This window comes from Sterolibacterium denitrificans (assembly GCF_900174485.1).
GTDB classification, from domain to species: domain Bacteria; phylum Pseudomonadota; class Gammaproteobacteria; order Burkholderiales; family Rhodocyclaceae; genus Sterolibacterium; species Sterolibacterium denitrificans.
This window is the reverse complement of sequence record NZ_LT837803.1, coordinates 502,527-521,764: the sequence shown is the minus strand read 5'-3', so window position 1 is coordinate 521,764 and position 19,238 is coordinate 502,527. Positions and strand designations below refer to the sequence as shown.

Below are 19,238 nucleotides of genomic sequence, written 5' to 3'. Positions count from 1 at the left end.
CCCGCGCAGGCGGGAATCCAGTACATACCTGGGTCCCCGCTTTCGCGGGGACGACAAATTAGCGTGCAACACTACCTAGCCAGCGCCAACATTTGGCGGCAAGCCCTACCCAATCTGGGGAAACCCGTTTTATTTTTGTCGGCAGAGCAAGCAAACTGACGAGCTTGGTTTTACATCCTTGTAACTTCTTCTGAAAGGTGCAGCAGATGTCGACTCAAACCCATGATGCCATCGTGATCGGCGCCGGATTCGGCGGCGCGGCCTGCGCCGCCCTGCTGGCCAAGCAAGGCCGCAAGGTATTGCTGGTGGAAAAGAACAATCTTTCCGGCGGCAAGGCGATGACGCTCAACAAGAAGGGCTTCACCTACTCGGCCTGGCCGGTGATGGGCGCGCCCGTGCAGGAAAACCAGTGCCAGCGCCTGATCGATGCACTGGGTGTGCAGGAGCGCGTCACGCTGACGCCGTCGGAAGCCGGCAGCTACTACAAGACGCCGGCAGGCCAATACGAACCCATGCCGAAGATGGACGGCAGCGTCGATCCGGTCTCGTTGCTCGGCTGGCTGGGCATTCCGATGGAGGAATTCGAAAACGCCATGGGCTTTTTCGGCGGCCTGATCAGCATGGAGCCGGCACAGATCGACGCCCTGGAAGGCACGGATTTCGACAGCTTCATCAAGGCCGCCAAGCTGCCGCAATCACTCTACGCCTTCATCGTCAGCCTCTGTCTGGACGGCATGTTCATGGTGCCGGTGGACAAGCTCGACGCGGCCGAGGCGATCTACAGCCTGCAGGACATCTTCCTGCGCGGCGGCGGCCTGTTCTGCATCGGCGGCTACGGCAAGCTGTCGGACGCCTGCCTCGACGTGGTGCGCAACAACGGCGGCCAGGTGATGATGCACACTCGCGTCAATCGCATCCTGGTGGAAAACAGCCGCGCCATCGGCATCGAGGTGAACGGCAAGGATGGCTCGGGCAATGAGGGCCTGCAGCAATTCCGCGCCCCGATCATCATCAGCAATGCCGGCATCCAGCCGACGGTGCTGAAGCTCGCCGGCGAAGCGAACTTCCCCGCCGACTATGTCGCCCGCGTCAAGAACCTGGTGCCCTCGGAAGCCCTGCTCGGCTACCGCTACTTCCTCAAGCAGCCGATCACCGACAAGGGCTTCGGCGTGGTCTTCTCGCAGACCAGCCCGTGGAGCACGCAGCGCCTCAAGGACGCCCACGCCGGCAAGGCCTCGCGCGAAGGCGTGCTGTACTTCGAAGTGCCGGGGAACTACGATCCCGGCTCTGCCCCCGACGGCAAGCAGGTCGTCGTCACCGGCTCCTTCTGCCCGCCCGACCCCGACATGAGCAAGGAAGACATCCAGGCCTGGGCCGATGCCGGCGAGGAAATCTTCTTCGGCCTGTTCCCCGAAGCGCGCGAGCTGGTCGAGGAAAAGGATCTCTACACCACCCGCAGCGTCTCCAACGCCACCCGCGACGCCACCATGCCGGGCACCGGCGGCGAAACCATCGGCCTGGCGCAGATCGTCGGCCAGTGCGGCAAGAGCAAGCCTTCGATCGAAACGCCGCTGGCCGGCCTCTATCTCGTCGGCTGCGACGCCGGCGGCCGCGGCATCGGCACCCAGCAGGCCATCATGTCCGGCTTCAATGTCGCCGAGGCAGTGAATCAAGCCCTGCGCGGCTGATGTCCGAACCCGCCCTGCCCCGAAGCGCCGGGGGAGGGCGGTTGCAATTTTGCTACACCCATGATGTAACAATCAGGTTATTACATGGAGGTGGTCATGCGTACGACACTGCACCGAATCGGAAACTCGCAAGGTGTGTTGATTCCCGCGCCACTGCTGGCTGAGTGTGGCATCACGGGAGAGATTGATCTGCGTCTGGAAGGCAAACGCATCGTGATCGAGCCGGTGCGCCGCGTCCGTGAGGGCTGGTTCGACACCCTGGACGCCACCCAGGAGGTTGATGCCTGGGAGGGACTGGCCGTGGATACCGATGATACGGATGGCGGCGAACGGGTGTGGTGACGGGATGAGGCCTGCACGCATGACACGCCGGGGCAGGTGTACTGGATCAACCTGGACCCCACCATCGGCACGGAAATCCGCAAGACGCGTCCGGGATTGGTGGTGTCGCCAGACGACATGAATGCCGCCCTGCCGTGCGTCATCATCGCCCCCCTGACCAGCAAGGGGCAGCCGCTGGGTTGTCGTCCGCAAGTGCACTTCGATGGCAAACAGGCGCGTATCCTGCTCGACCAGTTGCGCTGCGTGGACAAAGCTCGTCTGCAGGGCCGGATGGGCGAGATCGACAGCGCAAGCTGGCACCCGACCCTGCTGGAAATGCTGGCCTGACGAGAGCCGCATCAACGGCGCAGATAAAGCTTGATCTGTAGATGCGCCGAAATATCGGGACTGGCCGGTTTTCCTCCCCCTTCCCGCTCCCTTTCCTCTTTCGATGCGGAAAGCGAAATTAAAGGTAATCGCTCTCGCGCTGATGGCGCACCGCCAGCACCGTTACCGTCTCGGCATCATCGATTTCAAAAAGCGCAACATAGCCCGCCGCGCCAAACGGAATCAGCAACTCGCGCAGAAAGGGTGTATCGGTCGCCGCCTTGCGGCAGCTAAAGGGCGTCTGCTCCAGTATCGACATGCCCGCGCGAATCGCCGCCAGCGCCCGCTCGGCCAGTGCCCAATCCGTAGCATCCCGCTCAAGAATGAATTCATACAGCCTGACCAGATCGGCCTCGGCTGCCTCGGTGAAACGAACCCGATACGTCATGCTGGCGATTTGCCGGATCTGGCCTCGTCAAGCATCCCCTGGAGCCGATCAACGACGGCGGCAGCCTCGACATAGCGTCCGCTCTGCCTGGCCTGATCGCGCGCCCTCAATCCACGCGCGATGAATTCCTGTTCGGCCTGACGACAAGCGATGGTCTGACGGATTGCCTGCTCGACGAAGCTCGACAGGCTTTCTCCGTCGTGCAAGACGCTCTCTGCGCAGCGACGCAGTTCCGGATCAACCCGCAAGGAAGGAATCGTGGCAGTTTTCATCTGGGTACCCAATGCGTTGCATTTGCGATGCAGTATGGCGATATTTTGTTTCACGAGCAAGCGTGGCGGCAGCAAAAAGCCCCGAGACCCAACTTCCGCTAAAAGCGATCTGATCGCAAAGGCTCGCTACATCTCATCCAGCGGACTCACCACGCCGCGCCCGCCCTTGTTCAGCACATGGGTGTAAATCATCGTCGTCGCCACATCGGCATGGCCCAGCAACTCCTGCACCGTGCGGATGTCGTAACCCGCCTGCAGCAGATGCGTGGCGAAGGAATGACGCAGCGTATGCGGTGTGGCCGGCTTGGTCAGCCCCGCTGCCAGCACCGCCTTCTTCATCGCGCGCTGCAGCAGCTTCTCATCCATGTGATGACGCCGCTCGATGCCGCTGCGCGGATCGACGGACAGCCCCTTCGCCACAAATACATACTGCCAGGGCCATTCCGTCGCCGCGTTCGGATATTTGCGTTCCAGCGCGTCCGGCAGATACACCGCAGCCATGCCCCGGGCGAGATCGTCCTCATACAACAAGCGACGCCGCTGCACATGCTCGCGCAAGGCAGGAATCAGGGTTTGCGGCAACATCGTCACCCGATCCTTCGCCCCCTTACCGTCGCGCACCAGAATCTCGGCGCGTTCGAAATCCACATCCTGGACCCGCAGCCGCACACACTCCATCAGCCGCATGCCCGTCCCGTACAGCAACCGCGCCATCAGACCATGCGTCCCTTCCATCCGGCCGAGCAACGCCGTCACCTCATTGCGCGTCAGCACCACCGGCAGGCGCGCCGGACGCTTCGCCCGCACCACGTTATCGAGCCAGGGCAGATCGATCTCCAGCACCTCGCGATACAAGAACAACAGCGCGGAGAGCGCCTGATTCTGCGTCGCCGCCGCCACCCGACCCTCGACCGCCAGATGCGTCAGAAACGCCTCGACCTCCCGCGCCCCCATCTCACGCGGGTGCCGCTTGTCATGAAACATGATAAAACGTCGTACCCACTGGATGTACTGCGTTTCGGTGCGTATGCTGTAGTGCTTCAAACGTAGCCGGTCGCGCACCTGGTCGAGCAGTTTGGGTGGGTTTGGCGGAGCGGACGGTGTGATTGAATTCACAGGCGTATATGAAACATGCAGTTAGAATGGTTGTTGTTTTTTATACACCTTTTTGAAAAGAAGTCTACACCGGGGATGGTGTAGACTGCACGTTAGCTGGCAAAGACACATGACCGCACCGTACAACTACAAGCAATGCCAATCGCTGTTTGGCTACTCCTTTGATGTTCATATCCGCTCTAGCGGCACCTGCCAACTGTGCGGGTGCGGCGGCGAAAACCTGACATTTGACCTGTGGCGTCAGATGACCGTGGAACACATCATCGGCAAAAGCCAAGGCGGCTATCTCAAAGAAATCCGTTTAGTTGTCGCAGAGCGCTTCCCCGATCTCGACAGCGTGGAACGCGAGTTCTTGTCCAAAGAAATTGATGCAGTGAATACGGTAACAGCGTGCAGTTTTTGCAACTCAACAACCAGCAGAGACTCCAACACCATCAGCATGAGCGACTTGATTCGCACATCAATGGGCAGTCCTTCTGAGGTGGTCAGCCAAATAGCTTCCGCGCTACAGCCAATCCTTGAGCGCAAGCGCTCCGACGTACAATGGAAGCTGGAGTCAGTGCGTAAAGCATATGAGGCAAACTTCTTATCTGCGCTAAGTGCTGGCGAGCGTGTTGCCAGCTAACAATTCATTCAAGCCGACGCCGCTTCGCGGCGCGGCTTAATTCAGGCTACAAGGGCTTCCCCGCGAAGGTCAAGGATGAAATTGCCGAGGGTGTTTCGTTGTCTTTCTCCTGAAGCGCGCAGCGCTTCACTGATGTAGATGTTGAATTGTTCGTGCCGTTGAATCTCGCCCGCAGGGCGCACACTGGCCGTATCGGTGTTGCTGCTCCGGTTTCGCAGGAACTGCGCATGCTGTGGGTGCAAGGTTCGCGACGGCGACACTACAAACGGTCATTGACGCGACTTTCTTGCCGCAGACCCTGATGAAAGACGCACGCCGGGGGCTCCATTCGTTAGTCGAGGATATCCTGCACGTAGGCAGACTCCTTGAATTAATCGAGCATTCCCCAGCGCAGGTCTTGAACCTGTTCCCATCAACGCAGCCATCCCACGTCACTTGGCACAACACCTTCAGCCATCGATCCCGGCGGGCACTATGCCCCCGCCGCAGCCTCCTGGCCGTACAACCGGAAATCGTCCCCGCGCCGCAATACCGCCCAGGCCAACCGCGCGTTCTTCGCCGCCATCGCCACCACGGCCTTCCAGTAACCACGCCGCCCTTCCACATCCCTCGTCCAGCGGCTGATGGCGTCTTCCTTCTTCCTGCCACTTTGCAGGACGGAACGGGCGCCCAGGATCAGCAAGGTACGCAGGTAACGATCCCCGGCCTTGGTGATCCTGCCAAGCCGTTGCTTGCCTCCGGAACTGTATTGCCCCGGCACCATCCCCAGCCAGGCGGCGAACTGCCGCCCGCTGGCGAAATCATGACCATTGCCCACCGTGGCCACCAAGGCGCTGGCCGTGGTCGGGCCGATGCCGGACAGTTGCATCAGGCGCCGGGCATCGGCGTTGGCCTTGGCGCACCCGGCGATATGCCGGTCGTATTCCGCAATACGCGCGTCCAGCCGTTCCAGGTCGGTGATCGCATCGGCGACGACGATGTTGCAGGAGCCGGGCAGGTCTTCGAGCAGATGGACCAGTTCGCGGCGCACGGTGTCGGCCTTTTGCGCCAGCACGATGCCGATCTCCGCAAGCAGGCCGCGCACGCGGTTGATGAGCGCCGTGCGCTGCTCGACGTAGCCTTGCCGGGCACGATGCAGGAACAGTTCGCTTTGCTGCTCGATGGTTTTTACGGGCACAAAGCGCATGGCCGGACGTGCCACCGCTTCGCAGATCGCCGCCGCGTCGGCGGCATCGTTCTTGCCGCGCTTGCCGGACATGCGATACGGCGCGACAAACTTTGGCGCGATCAGCCGCACATCATGGCCTTGCCGAGTCATCTCACGTGCCCAGTGGTGCGCACCGGAACAGGCTTCCATGCCAATCAGGCACGGCGCCAGACTGGCGGTCACCTCCAGCAGCTTGACCCGTTTCACCGCCGGACGTTGCAATACCACCTTGCCGGCGCCATCCACGCCGTGCAGTGCGAATATGTTCTTGGCAAGATCAATGCCGAGCGTTACGATTTCCATGATTTCCTCTCCCGAGTCGAGTTGATGAGCGTTGTCAGAAACCCCATCTTGGCACTTCGTTGCCGTTCCCGTGCATTTCCCGCACGGCCGGCTCGGGACGGGGAAGTCCCTTTCATTCGTTAGGCTTTTGGCGATGCCTTTGAATCGCTGAACTTTTGAAAGGAAAATACAGAATGGCAAGTTACATTGAAGGTGCGCTTATCAAAGACGAGAAAGTGATTTACACCGGCCACATCAGCCTATGGTCATTGGCTCCTTTGATCGTGCTGGGGTTGCTTACGGTAGCTTTCTTTGGGCTTGGTTTGATCTTCTGGATCATGGCCTTCATTCAATACAAAACGACCGAGCTTGCTTTTACCAATAAGCGCGTCATTGCAAAATTCGGGTTCATCAGCCGTCAAACGATTGAACTGAATATCAGCAAAGTCGAAAGCATTCAGGTCAACCAAGACATTCTTGGGCGCATTTGCAACTTTGGAACCTTGGTAATTTCTGGTGCCGGGAATCCCCAAGCACCTATTCCGGGCATCTCCGACCCAATGTCATTCCGCCGCGCTTTTATGGAATCCCAAGACAGTGCGAGCGAAGCAAAAGCCTAACCCGGCAGTCCACACGGACGCTGCGCGATAAAGCCGCGCAGCGCCGGTGACTTCTACGTTGCACCAGATTGGTGGCTACATACGGCATGAGTAGTGATGTAGGTTTATCACAAGTAGGGTGGCTATATAAAGTGGTTGAAAAATGCTAAATAGCGAAGTGATTTCAGAGCGGCTGTATAACGCGAGCGTTGATACACACGCCCAGAAAGCACTTCGGGTAAGAAGCAGATACGCAGTTGTTTCACGGGTTTTGGTGCAACGACATGGTCATAATCTGCCCGCCCCCACTCTCGTCCAACGATTCGTTCGAGCACACTCGCAGTCCTACGGACTGCAAGGTGCTCAACTCAGGCGTTATACGTCTTTAGATTGGCATTGCGATGATTGAAAAACTGATTATTGGCTTGGCAGTTACCACTGTGGGCACTCTGCTTGTATATGCATTTCGTGTTAAGCAGCTTTATGTGGTTATTCCCAGGCTGTTCTCTGTTTCTGTTCTCACCACCAACGGGAAAATCGCAGAGGTGCGTACCTACAATAAGGGACGCTCCACCGAAGAAGACGTACTGATTGCGCTCGACCCGAGCCTGAAATATGAAATTGTCGCGTCTAGCGATTCAACCTGTGTGCTTGAGTCCTCCGCAATCAAAATTCCGCGCATCCCACCTGGCGATGACTTTTCCGTCCTATTACTTGTCGAGGGTGGTGATTTTTCTCGGGAGCGCCTATCGACGATTTCGTCGAAATCTACAAAGGGGAAGCTCCTAAACGGAATTGAAAGTGTTCCGCCAAATGCTGGTACAACGCTACTTGGGGTAGTGGCTTTCCTTGCCTTGATGGCCGCCCCTATTGCCGGCATCGACTACTACTACAAATCGAAAAAAGTGGCTGCTGAGGAATTGACGTCTTCCCGATTAGCGCGTCTAGACTATCTCCGCAAGGAGGGGTGGAAAGAATTTGATCGTTACTCTGCTTCAGCGTTCCGGGAATACTATCTCGACGGTGAATTCCCGCTTCATCAGACGAAAGTTGAACGAAAAGGAGACGTTGTAGAGATTCAATTTAGGGTCGTGAATAAGTCTGCTGCGGAACTTCGGCTTACTGCGCTCTCGGAATGGCCTTACAAGGCTGATGACTCAAGAAGTTTTGAGGGTAGAAATATATTTGACCATAAGGTGGAGCCTCAAAGCGCAAATAATCTGACTATTAAACTCTTCTACCCAAAAGGGAAAAAGGGCGAGGCCACAATTGACTTTCAGCTTTCTATTGGTACAGATAGCCTCATTACGATGAAGAAGCGTGTTGTCGTCGGCGTATAACATTTCTGTCAACCGGACCTCGCGCATAAATCTGCGCAAGTCCGGTTACCTTGAACGTTAGAAAACAGGAGCTTTCATGGTCTCTCCGCGATTAGTTGCCAAAATTGAAGCAGAAGAACCGACTCTTCGTTTGGCCGTTCTCATTGATGCTGACAACGCACAAGCGGCTGTCATTGAAGGACTGCTTGCCGAGATTGCACGGTTCGGAGAGGCAACCGTAAAACGCATATACGGTGACTTCACAGCTCCGACAAGTGCCTCCTGGAAGAAAGTTCTTCAAAAATATGCCATTAAACCTGTCCAGCAGTTTGCATATACAACAGGCAAAAATGCTACGGACAGTACGCTAATCATCGATGCGATGGATTTGCTCTACACAAGAAAATTTGATGGTTTTTGCCTTATTACAAGTGACAGCGATTTCACTGGCCTTGCAATGCGTCTACGCGAAGAGGGCCTTACCGTTCTCGGGTTCGGGGAAAAGAAAACTCCAGAGGCTTTTCGTAATGCCTGCCATAAGTTTTTGTTTACCGAAGTTCTGCGCCCGAGTGCCACAAATGAACCCACTGCTCAGCCCCAAAAAGCAGAGAATGATCACCCTCCCCCCCAATCACAGTCTCCTGCTGAAACTGCAGAAGTAAAACAAGAATTCCCCAAGAAATTTGTACTGGCCGCACTTGAGCAATCAAGTGACGACACGGGCTGGGCACATCTAGGAACTTTCGGCAGCTATCTAACCAAATTGCAGCCTGATTTTGACTCCAGGATTTACGGCTACAAGAAACTCTCTGATCTTGTTAAAGCTAAGACAGAAATCTTTATAACCGAAGAACGGCAAGCGCCGGGATCAACACAAAAAGTTCTGTATCTTCGTGCGAAATAGTTTTCTAACATGGCGCTCAACCTCGCTCCCTTCGGTCACTGGACGCTGCGCGATAAAGCCGCGCAGCGCCGGTTAGCTTGAACGTTGGGCCTTACTACAACCTTTCGCAGGTAACTCATGGCACAAGAACTCTATAGGCAAGCGATCATCACCTTTATAGATATTCTTGGGTTTAAGGAGATGGTGAGGTCGAAAAGCGCAAGCGAGGTAAAGAGATCATTGAAGGCTATCAGAGCGTTCTCTGGGCTTGATGAAAAGGAAGATGGCGACGGATACCTTCCAAAGACGGTTCAGTTTTCTGACTCAATCATCAGAATCAGGCCACTTGATGCTACTGCGAATATGGAATATCCCTATGGAATGCTCTTCCATGAGTTGAACGATATTGTTCTCATGCAGGGTGAGCTGGTGAATTTCGGAGTTGCCATTCGTGGCGGAATTACGATTGGGGATATCTCCTTTGACGATCAACTTATATTTGGTCCTGGCTTCATTCGAGCGTATGAGCTTGAGTCGTCCTTTGCGCAGCATCCTAGGGTCGTTCTAGATCCAAAGATGATCGAGAATATGCACAATGATGAGCGCTTGTTCTCGTTCCATAACGACAGAAGTGAAGAAATTGAATTCATACGCAGTCAGGTTCGGAGGGGCGACGATGGGCTCTACTTTGTAGACTATCTCGTTGCGTTTCCTAGAAATGTTACTAATCCAGAGAGAATTCCAGAGTTCTTCGAGAATAGTAAGAAATTGATAATGAGTAACGTCTCTGGAAAGAAAGGCCTTGATGGGGTGCTATCAAAATACATCTGGCTTTCGCACTATCATAACTTCGCGGTTGGCGAGTGCTTCGAGAGAGTGTCGGATACAGAAGACATGTGGGTTACAGAATCGGAGTTTCCGCTTCTCGCGGAGATGCGGAAGGCGCCGTAGCGCATTCATCGGTAAGGCCCAACCATTCGCTGCAGGCGCGACGGCCCTGACGGGCCGCAGCCTGAGCTCAAACTACAAGGGCTTCCTCGCGAAGGTCAAGGATGAAATTGCTGATGGTGTTTCGTTGCCTTTCTCCTGAAGCGCGCAGCGCTTCACTGATGTGGATGTTGAATTGTTCGTGCCGTTGAATCTCGCCCGCAGGGCGCACACTGGCCGTATCGGTGTTGCTGCTCCGGTTTCGCAGGCACTGCGCATGTTATGGGTGCAAGGTTCGCGACGGCGACACTACAAACGGTCATTGACGCGGCTTTCTTGCCGCAGACCCTGATGAAAGACGCACGCCGGGGGCTCCATTCGTTAGTCGAGGACATCCTGCCCGAGGGCAGTCTCCTAAAGCTCATCGAGCATTCCCCGGCACAGGTCTTGAACCTGTTCCCATCAACGCAGCCATCCCACGACAGCCGCACATCATGGCCTTGCCGAGTCATCTCACGTGCCCAGTGGTGCGCACCGGAACAGGCTTCCATGCCAATCAGGCACGGCGGCAAGCTGGCGGTCACCTCCAGCAGCCTGGCCCGTTTCACCGCCGGGCGTTGCAAAATGACCTTCCCTGCGGCATCCACGCCGTGCAGCGCAATATGTTCTTGGCAAGATCAGTGCCGAGCGTTACGATTTCCATGATTTCCCCTCCCAGGTCAGGTAGATGAGCGTTGTCAGAAACCCCATCTTGGCACTTCGTTGCCGTTCCCGTGCCCTTTCTGCACGGCCGGCCTGGGACGGGGATGTCCCTTTCATTCGTTGGGCAACACAAGGGAGAATTCAGTGATTTTGAAGTCCACATTCAAAAGCCAAGGCGTTGATTGTGCAGCGACCTTGCGGCTGCCGCCGGGCGAGCCGCCATTCTCTGCAATCTTGATGGCGCATGGCTGGGGCGGCGTGCAGGACGCGCTGACAACGCCTTTCTATCCGCGCTTCCTTGAAGCGGGCTTCGCCGTAATGACATTCGATTACCACGGCTGGGGCGAGAGCAAAGGTCAACCCCGTCAGGTCATTGACCCGCAGTGCAGGGAGCAGGACATCGAGCAGGCGCTGTCTCATCTGAAGGCCCAAGCCCAGATTGATGCCGCACGAATCGTGCTGTGGGGCACTTCATTTGGTGGAGGACATGCCGTCAGCGTAGGCTCCAAGCATCCCGAACTGCTCGGCATCATCGCGCAAGTCCCCATGCTGGACGGTATGGCAGCAGTTCTGGCGACCCCGCTGCCGCGCTTGCTGCGTTTTGGCATCTATGCCGGCCTCGATCTTCTGCGTGGAGGCAAGCCACTTTATATTCCGGTGATCTCTGCACAGGGCGCGTTCTCATCCATGGATCGGGATGGTGCCGAAGCGGCGCTGCACCGCGACATCGAAAGGGTGGGGATCTCCTATGACAACCGGGTTGCTGCGCGCTCCTTGTTGACCATGGGGCCTTATCGCCCATTCAAGGCACTTGCGAACATCAAGGTTCCCACGCTGCTTATAGGCGCAACCCGCGACACCGTGGCCCCTTTCGTTGAAAAGAAGATTCGCGCAATTGGCAATCCTTGCTTGAGGCTTGAGACGCTGGACGCCAACCACTTTGATCCATACTTCGAGCCTGCATTCTCCGTGAACATCGGTCATCAACTGAGCTTCCTACGACAATTAGGCCGATAGCAGGCAATATTGCCCAACAAGACACTCCAGCCGACGTATTTGCCTCCGCTTCGCTCCGGCAAATCCGCGGCTGAGTTTTGGCGTTAGACTTCAGGAGCTCTACGTCACATGACCATGCGAAGCGTTCGAATCCCATTGGCGAGTATCTTGCTATTCCTATCGTCTGTCGGAGCGGCGCAAGAGTTCTCCCCTCTGTCGCCGTCGACGCCGCAACTTGCAGCGATCAAGCGGTGGCATACCGCTCTAGTCACGGGTGACTTCTCGGCCTACAAGCAGTCCATTGCGGAGGCACAGGCTCAAGCAGCGTCTCGCTCGCAGTTCAATGAACTCAGAAAGTGGACACCGGAAGTCGTAAAGATCTCCTCTCCAAGGCCTCTGCCAAATGGGAACTACGAAGTCTCGGGTCTTGGTTGCAAGGAGGCAAGGCGCCAGGCAGTAACGATCATCGTCGTCAAGTCCGGGGCAGGTTGGAAGATCCTTTCCACCGGTTGGGCGCAGGTGTGGGGAAGCCAGGCCAAGGTATGCCCTGTCTGAAGCCTAATCCACCGCCTTACGAAAAGCTTATCGGTGACCTGGCTGGCGCGTATTCCAGGCGCATCAACATTCAGCATCGGCTAGTCTATGAGGTGGTGCAATCCGAGCACGTCGTTAAAGTGCTGCGCATGTGGACGCACTACGGGTAGCAGCTATCCGCATCTTTTCCGCCCGCAAGGCGACCAAGCACGAAAGCACGTTTTACGGAAATGAAAAGCCATGAAAGCCAAGCGCTATCAGGTGGAAGAGGCGCGGGAACTGTTGGAGCGTGCAGGAGTAGTGCGATGAACACCATGACGTACAAAGGCTATACCGCTCGTGTCGAATATGACGAACGAGACAATATTTTTGTTGGACGTATTCTCGACATTCACGGCACCATCAGCTTTCATGGCGAGACGGTGACTGAATTTTGAAGACCGAATTCGAGCATGCGGTCAAAGACTATCTGGCTGACTGCAAGCGGGAGGGCATACACCCCGAGAAGCCTGCGTCTGGAAAGTTGCTGCTGCGCGTGCCACCCGAGATTCACGGTCGCGCCCTGGTCGCCGCGCAGGCTGCGGGCAAGAGCCTAAACCAATGGGCTACCGAGGTGTTACAACATGCAGTTCAACCAGGTGGCTAACAATTCATTCAAGCCGACGCCGTTTCGCGGCGTAGCCGCAGGCAGTCGGCGCGGAATTCGCCAGGCGTCAGGCCGGTCCAGCGCTTGAAGGCGCGTTGGAAGGTACTCTGCTCCTGGTAGCCGAGCATGAAGCTGATTTCGGCCAGCGAGACGGCGGGGTTCGCCAGCAAGTGCTCCGCACGCTGGCGCCGCACGGTTTCGCCGAGGGCGCGGAAGCTGGTGCCGGCCTCGGCGAGACGGCGGTTCAGGGTGCGCGTCGAGAGCGCCAGTTGCGGCGCGATCAGTTCGGCGGTCGCCGTGCCTCTGGCCAGATACTCGGCGATCAGTTCGCGAGTGCGGCGCACCAGCGCCTGCGCCGGGTCGTGCGATGCGTCGTCTTTCCGCTCCAGTGCCCGCAAGGAGGCCTCGGCCTGCGCCTCGACGATGGGGCGCATCTCGGGGAAGTGCGTCGCCACCGGCAAGTCCATCACCCAGGCGGGGAATATCGCGCGCGTGGCCGGCCGGCCGAAGCGCAGCCGCCCACCCAGCAGGCGCTCGAAAGGCGCAAGGTCGGCGGCGGCGGGCGGCGGCTGGTGGAAGTCGAAATCGCAGACGAGGTCGCTGCGTCCGGTCAGCCAGCGGCTCAAGCCCAGCATCGCGCCGGCCCAGATCTGCTCCATCGCCGGCGGCGGCACTTCCGCGCCACCGGCGCCCCAGTGAAAGCTCGCCTCGCCCGTATGCTCGCCGCGCCGGATGCGCGTATAGCCCATGTCATCGACGAGCCGGCAATAGCGGCAGAATTGCTCCGCCGCCTCGCCCAGCGTATCGCAGGACAGCAGGACCTGCCCGGCGATACCCAGGTGGCGCACCTGCAGGGCCGCGCCGATCCTGACCGGCAGTTCGGGTTCGCGCAGTTGTGCCGCCACTTCCGCCAGCAGCTCGAGCCAGCGCACGCGCGGCAGTTGCACCGCCAGCCTGGCCAGTTGGGGTTCTTCGCGCCCTTGACGCGATTGCAGGAAGTCGACAAGCAGGCGCGCATAGGCGCTGGGCAGCAGCGCCAGGGATTCCGGCGAGGATGAAAATGAAGACGAAGGCGAGGCCAGCGGATCGATGCCTGATTTCATTGGCGGGATCGCTCGGGAGTTTCCCGCATGTCGACGAACCGGCGCATCACCACAATCACCGCCCAGTTACGTACCGTTACGCAGCACGGCTGCCGAAGCGCCGGTAAAACCAGACGCCGAGCTTCATCCAGAGCGGCTCGTTGAGCGCGTAGCATTTGCGTTCGCCGCGCCGCGCGATGCGCCAGCCCTCGGCGGTGCGCCGGTAGTCGTCCTCGTACCAGACGCCGAAAGCGACGGTGCGCGGCAGGCCGGGAAGCAGCCCCGGCACCACCATCGGATTGAAGCAGGCCACCTGGCCGCGCGCGCGGTCGCCGTCGATTTCGCAGTGGAAGTTGCCGACGAAGTGCATATAGCTCTTGAAGAAACGCAGCGAACGCGGCAGCCAGGCCTTCACTTCCGGATAGCTGCCGGCGATGCCGCCCATCGCCGTATAGTCGATCCACGCATCGGGCGTGAATACCCGGTCGAGACGATCCCACTCGCGCGCATCGATGGCATTGGCGTATTCGATGGCGAGCTGCTGCAACTGCTGGCGGTCGGCGTCGAAGGACGAGGTCATGGAAGCTTCTTCGCCTCGATGACCACCATGTTTTTCATCGCCTTTCGCAACGCATCGGGGCCGAGCTTTTTCTGCCTGTCGAGTTTCAGGTAGTAGAACATCGCATCGCCCGGAAACACGGAAAAATAGTGGTCCAGATTTTCCCTGATCCGCTCCGGCTCATCCACGAGCGCCGTGGCGACGTAGCGTCCACTCTTGCCCCCGATCAGCAGATCGACTTCGGCGCCGCCGACCAGGTTGCGCCACCAGGGTATGGCAGGAGCAGTGAAGCAGAGAACGTCCGCGCCCTTGCTCACGTAGCGTACCGGCGTCGTATAAGTCTTCCCGCTCTTCCGGCCAGTGAAGGTGATCAGCATCAGGTTGCCGCTGACGATCCCGTGCAGCGGGCCGCGCAAGAGGCAGGCGATGGCCGGATTCAGGATTTTGTAGAACAGGTTCATGTTTTTGCACATGAAAACTGGATTGGAACGGGTCGAGTCTATCCCGATGTCTGCCGAACGACAATGTTCGTAGCGTGCGCGTGATTTTTCCAGGGGACGGCGGCATTCGCATGGCGCATTCTGTCAATCGACTGGCCGGGCTTGCCAACATCACCGCCTGGCCGCATCGTATGATGCGCTGCATGACGTGAAACTGCCGCGACGATATTCCCGCCCACTTTCCTGCGTGATCGATCATGACCCCAACCCGTACCCAGACCAGCAATCCCCTGACGGCAACATTCGCCGGCCTGCGCGACCTGTTGCGGCCGCGCGCGCCGATCGGCACATTGTCGCCGCAGGATCGGCTCGACGGCATGACGTGCCTCATTACCGGCGCGAATTCCGGCCTCGGGCTGGGCACCGCGCGCATTCTCGCCGGGCTTGGCGCGCGGCTGATTCTGGCGTGCCGCAGCGGCATACCGGAGACGGCCGAGCTGTTGAAGCGCGAGACCGGCAATCCGCACATCGAGATGGTGCGCCTCGATCTTGCCGATTTCGCGGCGATCGACCGCTGCTGCGCCGAGCTGCGCGATCGAGGCGTCAAGCTCGACCGCGTGATCCTCAATGCCGGCGTGGTGCCGCCGAAGGCGATACGCACGGCGCAGGGCTTTGAAATGATGTTCGGCGTGCATTTTCTCGGCAACATGCGCTTCGTGCTCGGTCTGCTGCGCGACGGCACGATCCCGAACGAGGTGTTTGCCGATGCAGGCGCGCCAGGCGGCATTCCGCGCATCGTCTGCGTCGGCTCGGAACTCCATCGCTCGGCGCCGCCCCTCGACCTGGCGACGCTGGGGCAGTTCGTCGAATACGGCACCATGGGCAGCATGCAGCAGTACGGCCACAGCAAGCTGGCGATGCTGATGTTCTGCCGCGAGCTGATGCAGCGCCTGCAGCCGGATGGCCGGATCCAGGTGGCGGTGCATTACCTGTGCCCCGGCCCGGTCGACTCGAACATCGCGCGCGGCACGCCGGCGGTATTCAAGCCGCTGCTCAACGTCGTCAAGCGCCTGCTGTTCGCCTCGCCGGAGAAGGCGGCCGAGCCGGTCGTGTATCTCACCGCGGCGCAGGCCATCGAGGGACGCACCGACATCTATCTGCATCTGATGAGCCGGAAGGCGCCGGCCGAACCGACAGACGATGCGGCCTTGCGGCGGCAGGTGTGGAATGCGGGTTTGCGGATGCTGGAGATGGAAGGCGTTTGAGGCAGTGACCCACCAGGAACCTCCCGCCTGCGCGGGAATGACGCAAGACCGGGCAATATAGTAGGTCGTTCCAATAAGAAGAAACATAGGAGGAGAACCGCAATGAAAGCCTTGCTGATGAAACTGCTGGCGGCCTACCGCAATGCCGCGTTGTTCATGCTCAAGCTGCGCGGCAAGACGCCGGCGGACGTCGCCGGGCAGCGCATCGTCAGCGGCCAGGCGTGGAACGAATTCTGCGATGCGCTGAAGGCGGCGGGCGGCGTGCTGCTGTTTCCCGGCGCGCCGCGCGATGCCTTCAACCAGGCCGAGGGCTACCGCTATCTGACGCGCCTGGTGCGCGCGGGGCTGGAAGCCTTCATCGAAAGCGCCGATCCGCGCGCGCCGGTGCTGATGCGGCTGTGCAACGAAACGGTCAAGCTCGGCTCCGACAATCCGGACAACTATTACCAGAACGCCGTGATCAGCGGCGAATACGACTACCGCATCCATGGCACGCGCGGCACGGTGCATTACCTCGGCTTCGGCGTGCAGAAGGGGCAGTACGGCCAGGCCGGTGGCATGCAGACGACGGCCTATGTCGATGCCTCGCAGTTCAGGATCGAGCCCGATGGCTCGTTCGAACTGATCCTCAGCCGTACCCGGCCGGCCGGCGACGAGAACTGGCTGCCGCTGGAGCTCGAGTCGAGCGCGGTGATCGTGCGCCAGACCTTCGGCGACCGGCAGAACGAGCGCATCGCCGAGCTGAGGATAGAACGCATCGGCGGCGACGGCCTGCCCAGCCCGGTGACGGCGGCGGACATCGACAAGAGCCTGAATACCGCCAGCACCTTCGTTGCCGGCGCCGCCTTCCTGTTCGCCAAATGGGGGCGCGACTTCCAGCAGGAAGAGAACATGCTGACGCTGTTCGACCCGGCCGCGGCGACCGCCGCCGGCGGCGATCCGAACATCCGCTACTACCACAACTACTGGCGCCTCGCCCCGGACGAGGCGCTGGTCATCGAGGTGATGCCGCCGCAGTGCGACGCCTGGAACTTCCAGCTCGACAACCACTGGCTGGAATCGCTCGACTATCGCTACTACCGCATCCACGTCAATCAATTCACCGCGCGCTATCGCCCCGACGGTTCGGTACGCGTGGTGGTGGCCCACAGCGATCCGGGCGCCGGGGTAGACAACTGGATCAACACCGTGGGCCATGACTGCGGCGTGATGACCTGGCGCTGGATCCGCGCCGAATCGCATCCGACGCCCCAGGTCCGCGTCGTCAAATTCTCCGAACTTGCCCAATTGCCATGACCTCTGCCACATTTTCCAACCCGGCTTTCCGCCCCTATCGCCCGAAGTTCATCGCCGCGTTGAACGGCATCGGCCGTCTGCTCGAAGCGCTCGGCCTGCGCGCCAGCCTCGACGCCGCTTCGCTGATCGCCGCCGCGCGCAAGAAGACCGGCCTGCAGGACTTCGGCGACGAGTCCTTCCGCAGCGGCCTGGAAATCCTGACCCGCTCGCTCGACACGGAAGCGCATCTGCATCCGGTCGGCCGCCTGATCATGCGCCAGCGGCTGATCGGCCTGCTGGTCGTGCGCCTCAAGGCGCAGCAACTGTTCACCCGCCATCCTGAAATCCGCCAGCAGCCGATCACGGCGCCGCTGGTCATCGCCGGCCTGCAGCGCACCGGCACGACCATGCTGCATCGCCTGCTGGCCGCCGACCCGCAACTGCGCGCGATGCGCTCCTTCGAAGCGATGAACCCGATCGCCGAAGCCTATCCCGCAGGCGCGGTCGATCCGCGTCTCAAGGCCACGCGCCTGGCGGAGAAGGCGCTGCGTTACATGGCGCCGGAATTCTTCGCCATTCATCCCGTCGACGCCGATGCGCCGGAAGAGGAAATCCTGCTGCTGGATTACGCCTTCCTCAGCGACGTGGCCGAATCGCTCGCCGACGTGCCGAGCTACGCGGCCTGGCTGAAAAGGCAGGACGTGACGCCGGCCTACGAATACATGAAGTCGCTGCTGCAACTGATGCAGTGGCAGCAGGGATCGAAGCGGCGGTGGATACTGAAGACGCCGGCGCATCTGGGCCATCTCGACATACTTCTGCAGGTCTTCCCCGATGCGAAGATCATCCAGACGCACCGCGATCCGGCGCGCACCGCGGCTTCCTACTCGAGCATGATGGCCCACGGCCACGGGGTGTTCACCGACACGGTGGATGCCCATGCGGTCGCCGCGCACTGGCATCGCAAGAACGTCGCCATGGTCGAAGCGGCGCTGCAGGTACGCGCCGCGCATCCGGCGTCCTTCATCGATGTTTCCTACTACGACGTGATCGAGGAGCCCATGGCCCAGGTGCGGCGCATCTACGAATTCGCCGGCCTCGCGCTGACGCCGGACGCGATTGCCGCCATGGAAGCCACCCGGCGCGACAACCCGCAGAACAAGCACGGTGTGCACAGCTACGCGCTGGAGGACTTCGGCCTGAGCCTGGCGCAGATCCGCCGCGACTATGGCCGCTACTGCGAGTTCTTCGGTATTCCGGAGGATGACGGCAAGGCGGCCTCGGCGTAGCGCTTCAGTCCGGCCAGCTCCATCGCCATGCCCTCCTGCAAACTCCTGCCGTACAGCAGGGGCACCAGCCAGGCGAGCAAACCGCCGAGGCGCATCTCGATGCGGCAATCGACCCGTCCGTCGGCCAGCGGCACCAGCGTGCGCGACCGCGACCCCTGCACGAACCAGGTGATCCAGCCGAGGTCGCGCCAGGCGAAATACTCGTTGGGACGCAGCGCCGTGACTTCATGGCTGACGACCTTCGGCTTCCCGTTGAGCAGCACGGTCAGCGTGTAGATCGCGCCCACCTTCATTGCGCCGGCCGAGCACTGCGGTATCCACGGATTCCATCGGGCATAGCCGGGCATGTCGGTGAGGATCGCGTAGATCGTTTCCGCGGGTGCGGCAATGCGCGTCTCGGCGCGAAGGTAACGGGGCATCGTCAATCTCCGGAAGT

23 protein-coding genes and 1 pseudogene are annotated in these 19,238 nt (G+C 59.5%); 15 read left to right on the top strand and 9 right to left on the bottom strand.

The annotated features are described in order from the left end of the window. The first annotated feature begins 206 nt into the window (after positions 1 to 206). The 3 genes from SDENCHOL_RS02320 to SDENCHOL_RS02310 all read left to right on the top strand — a co-directional run bounded on the left by SDENCHOL_RS02320 (position 207) and on the right by SDENCHOL_RS02310 (position 2,357). Positions 207 to 1,688 carry a phytoene desaturase family protein gene (locus tag SDENCHOL_RS02320; RefSeq protein ID WP_154715870.1) on the top strand — a complete coding sequence of 494 codons (1,482 nt, stop codon included), beginning with the start codon at positions 207 to 209 and terminating at the stop codon, positions 1,686 to 1,688. 96 nt (positions 1,689 to 1,784) lie between these two features. Then, a complete protein-coding gene (locus SDENCHOL_RS02315; RefSeq protein WP_154715869.1) occupies positions 1,785 to 2,030 on the top strand; it encodes an AbrB/MazE/SpoVT family DNA-binding domain-containing protein in 246 nt (81 codons plus the stop codon). Between the two features lie 36 nt (positions 2,031 to 2,066). Further along, on the top strand, positions 2,067 to 2,357 hold the full coding sequence (locus tag SDENCHOL_RS02310) for a type II toxin-antitoxin system PemK/MazF family toxin (protein ID WP_154715868.1): 291 nt from the start codon (positions 2,067 to 2,069) through the stop codon (positions 2,355 to 2,357). 118 nt (positions 2,358 to 2,475) lie between these two features. Here SDENCHOL_RS02310 and SDENCHOL_RS02305 read toward each other — a convergent pair whose 3' ends face one another. The 3 genes from SDENCHOL_RS02305 to SDENCHOL_RS02295 form a co-directional block, all read right to left on the bottom strand. Next, positions 2,476 to 2,784: a type II toxin-antitoxin system RelE/ParE family toxin gene (locus SDENCHOL_RS02305; RefSeq protein ID WP_154715867.1), complete on the bottom strand. Its 309-nt coding sequence runs from the start codon at positions 2,782 to 2,784 to the stop codon at positions 2,476 to 2,478. Then, positions 2,781 to 3,056 (bottom strand): YlcI/YnfO family protein, encoded by a 276-nt coding sequence (locus SDENCHOL_RS02300; RefSeq protein WP_154715866.1) that lies wholly within the window; start codon positions 3,054 to 3,056, stop codon positions 2,781 to 2,783. The genes SDENCHOL_RS02305 and SDENCHOL_RS02300 overlap by 4 nt, the downstream gene beginning before the upstream one ends. A 126-nt stretch (positions 3,057 to 3,182) precedes the next feature. Then, positions 3,183 to 4,172 (bottom strand): integron integrase, encoded by a 990-nt coding sequence (locus tag SDENCHOL_RS02295; RefSeq protein WP_154715865.1) that lies wholly within the window; start codon positions 4,170 to 4,172, stop codon positions 3,183 to 3,185. A 109-nt stretch (positions 4,173 to 4,281) separates the two neighbouring features. Here SDENCHOL_RS02295 and SDENCHOL_RS02290 point away from each other — a divergent pair, with 109 nt between their 5' ends. Then, positions 4,282 to 4,797, top strand: coding sequence for an HNH endonuclease (locus SDENCHOL_RS02290; RefSeq protein ID WP_154715864.1), 516 nt, complete (start codon positions 4,282 to 4,284; stop codon positions 4,795 to 4,797). Between the two features lie 472 nt (positions 4,798 to 5,269). Here SDENCHOL_RS02290 and SDENCHOL_RS02285 read toward each other — a convergent pair whose 3' ends face one another. After that, the gene (locus SDENCHOL_RS02285; RefSeq protein WP_154715863.1) at positions 5,270 to 6,307 is read right to left on the bottom strand and encodes an IS110 family transposase; all 1,038 of its coding nucleotides are present in this window, start codon (positions 6,305 to 6,307) and stop codon (positions 5,270 to 5,272) included. Positions 6,308 to 6,480: 173 nt separating this feature from the next. Between SDENCHOL_RS02285 and SDENCHOL_RS02280 the strand changes: the two genes are divergently transcribed. From SDENCHOL_RS02280 to SDENCHOL_RS02265, 4 genes are all read left to right on the top strand, one after another. Further along, the gene (locus tag SDENCHOL_RS02280) at positions 6,481 to 6,906 is read left to right on the top strand and encodes a PH domain-containing protein (protein WP_154715862.1); all 426 of its coding nucleotides are present in this window, start codon (positions 6,481 to 6,483) and stop codon (positions 6,904 to 6,906) included. Between the two features lie 380 nt (positions 6,907 to 7,286). Then, positions 7,287 to 8,225 (top strand): hypothetical protein, encoded by a 939-nt coding sequence (locus SDENCHOL_RS02275; protein ID WP_154715861.1) that lies wholly within the window; start codon positions 7,287 to 7,289, stop codon positions 8,223 to 8,225. Between the two features lie 76 nt (positions 8,226 to 8,301). Beyond that, entirely contained in the window at positions 8,302 to 9,108 is an 807-nt protein-coding gene (locus tag SDENCHOL_RS02270; protein ID WP_154715860.1) for an NYN domain-containing protein, read from the top strand. Positions 9,109 to 9,225: 117 nt separating this feature from the next. Next, positions 9,226 to 10,038: a hypothetical protein gene (locus tag SDENCHOL_RS02265; protein ID WP_154715859.1), complete on the top strand. Its 813-nt coding sequence runs from the start codon at positions 9,226 to 9,228 to the stop codon at positions 10,036 to 10,038. A 458-nt stretch (positions 10,039 to 10,496) separates the two neighbouring features. On the opposite strand, the pseudogene SDENCHOL_RS02260 reads toward SDENCHOL_RS02265, so the two are convergent. Continuing rightward, positions 10,497 to 10,717, bottom strand: a pseudogene (locus SDENCHOL_RS02260) (IS110 family transposase); the annotation flags it as partial. A 143-nt stretch (positions 10,718 to 10,860) separates the two neighbouring features. Between SDENCHOL_RS02260 and SDENCHOL_RS02255 the strand changes: the two are divergent. The 4 genes from SDENCHOL_RS02255 (at position 10,861) to SDENCHOL_RS14280 (ending at position 12,892) form a co-directional block, all read left to right on the top strand. Further along, positions 10,861 to 11,733 (top strand): alpha/beta hydrolase, encoded by an 873-nt coding sequence (locus SDENCHOL_RS02255; RefSeq protein WP_197706816.1) that lies wholly within the window; start codon positions 10,861 to 10,863, stop codon positions 11,731 to 11,733. A 521-nt stretch (positions 11,734 to 12,254) separates the two neighbouring features. Beyond that, the gene (locus SDENCHOL_RS02250) at positions 12,255 to 12,416 is read left to right on the top strand and encodes a Txe/YoeB family addiction module toxin (RefSeq protein WP_154715857.1); all 162 of its coding nucleotides are present in this window, start codon (positions 12,255 to 12,257) and stop codon (positions 12,414 to 12,416) included. Positions 12,417 to 12,551: 135 nt separating this feature from the next. Next, complete coding sequence (locus tag SDENCHOL_RS14595) at positions 12,552 to 12,683, top strand: hypothetical protein (protein WP_269458623.1); 132 nt, start codon at positions 12,552 to 12,554, stop codon at positions 12,681 to 12,683. Further along, complete coding sequence (locus tag SDENCHOL_RS14280) at positions 12,680 to 12,892, top strand: type II toxin-antitoxin system HicB family antitoxin (protein ID WP_197706815.1); 213 nt, start codon at positions 12,680 to 12,682, stop codon at positions 12,890 to 12,892. Before SDENCHOL_RS14595 ends, SDENCHOL_RS14280 begins: the two co-directional genes overlap by 4 nt. Before the next feature lie 8 nt (positions 12,893 to 12,900). Here SDENCHOL_RS14280 and SDENCHOL_RS02240 read toward each other — a convergent pair whose 3' ends face one another. The 3 genes from SDENCHOL_RS02240 to SDENCHOL_RS02230 all read right to left on the bottom strand — a co-directional run bounded on the left by SDENCHOL_RS02240 (position 12,901) and on the right by SDENCHOL_RS02230 (position 14,994). Further along, positions 12,901 to 13,995 (bottom strand): AraC family transcriptional regulator, encoded by a 1,095-nt coding sequence (locus SDENCHOL_RS02240; protein ID WP_154715856.1) that lies wholly within the window; start codon positions 13,993 to 13,995, stop codon positions 12,901 to 12,903. Between the two features lie 76 nt (positions 13,996 to 14,071). Continuing rightward, positions 14,072 to 14,554 carry a nuclear transport factor 2 family protein gene (locus SDENCHOL_RS02235; protein ID WP_154715855.1) on the bottom strand — a complete coding sequence of 161 codons (483 nt, stop codon included), beginning with the start codon at positions 14,552 to 14,554 and terminating at the stop codon, positions 14,072 to 14,074. Continuing rightward, the gene (locus tag SDENCHOL_RS02230) at positions 14,551 to 14,994 is read right to left on the bottom strand and encodes a nitroreductase/quinone reductase family protein (protein ID WP_172954974.1); all 444 of its coding nucleotides are present in this window, start codon (positions 14,992 to 14,994) and stop codon (positions 14,551 to 14,553) included. Before SDENCHOL_RS02230 ends, SDENCHOL_RS02235 begins: the two co-directional genes overlap by 4 nt. Before the next feature lie 236 nt (positions 14,995 to 15,230). Between SDENCHOL_RS02230 and SDENCHOL_RS02225 the strand changes: the two genes are divergently transcribed. From SDENCHOL_RS02225 to SDENCHOL_RS02215, 3 genes are all read left to right on the top strand, one after another. Continuing rightward, complete coding sequence (locus SDENCHOL_RS02225; RefSeq protein ID WP_154715853.1) at positions 15,231 to 16,238, top strand: SDR family NAD(P)-dependent oxidoreductase; 1,008 nt, start codon at positions 15,231 to 15,233, stop codon at positions 16,236 to 16,238. A gap of 102 nt (positions 16,239 to 16,340) precedes the next feature. Beyond that, positions 16,341 to 17,534, top strand: a complete 1,194-nt coding sequence (locus tag SDENCHOL_RS02220) for a DUF1214 domain-containing protein (RefSeq protein WP_154715852.1) — start codon at positions 16,341 to 16,343, stop codon at positions 17,532 to 17,534. Continuing rightward, a complete protein-coding gene (locus SDENCHOL_RS02215) occupies positions 17,531 to 18,802 on the top strand; it encodes a sulfotransferase family protein (protein WP_154715851.1) in 1,272 nt (423 codons plus the stop codon). The genes SDENCHOL_RS02220 and SDENCHOL_RS02215 overlap by 4 nt, the downstream gene beginning before the upstream one ends. Here the strand turns inward: SDENCHOL_RS02215 and SDENCHOL_RS02210 are convergent. Further along, positions 18,748 to 19,221 carry an SRPBCC domain-containing protein gene (locus tag SDENCHOL_RS02210; RefSeq protein WP_172954973.1) on the bottom strand — a complete coding sequence of 158 codons (474 nt, stop codon included), beginning with the start codon at positions 19,219 to 19,221 and terminating at the stop codon, positions 18,748 to 18,750. The two genes, SDENCHOL_RS02215 and SDENCHOL_RS02210, sit on opposite strands and share 55 nt — an antisense overlap. Between the last annotated feature and the right edge of the window lie 17 nt (positions 19,222 to 19,238).